At 44.3% G+C, this 442-nt stretch carries 1 protein-coding gene; it reads left to right on the top strand.

Annotation, left to right across the window (positions count from 1 at the left end):
- The coding region (locus tag M3O96_RS21950) for a CLIPPER-2 domain-containing protein (protein ID WP_502798931.1) at nt 1-442 on the top strand (442 nt) is incomplete at both ends.

The raw sequence follows: 442 nt of genomic DNA, 5'->3' as shown, positions 1-442 counted from the left end.
CGAGTCAACCTTTGCTGCTGTCGGAGATGTATTGAACTATACAATTGTCGTCACCAACACAGGTAACATTACTTTGAGTAATGTTTCTGTATCAGATCCATTGACAGGTTTAAATACGGTGGTTGGAACTTTGGCGCCTTTGGCTTCTGAGTCAATTGCTACTTCTTATACTATCACTCAAAGTGATATCGATGCAGGAAAAGTGGATAATACCGCTTCTGCAGCTGTCGGTGCAGTGAATGTTTCGGCTTCCGAATCGGTAACTGCAACACAAAGCCCTGCACTTTCCATCACCAAGACTGCAACCGAGTCAACCTTTGCCGCTGTCGGGGATGTATTGAACTATACCATTGTGGTGACCAATACAGGTAACGTGACTTTGAATAACATCTCGGTTACTGATCCTTTGACCGGATTGAATACGGTGATTGGAACTTTGGCG

This window comes from Aquiflexum sp. TKW24L, from assembly GCF_023502205.1.
Classification (GTDB): domain Bacteria; phylum Bacteroidota; class Bacteroidia; order Cytophagales; family Cyclobacteriaceae; genus Cognataquiflexum.
Note: the sequence above shows the minus strand (reverse complement) of the source record. Positions and strands in the feature narration are given on the sequence as shown.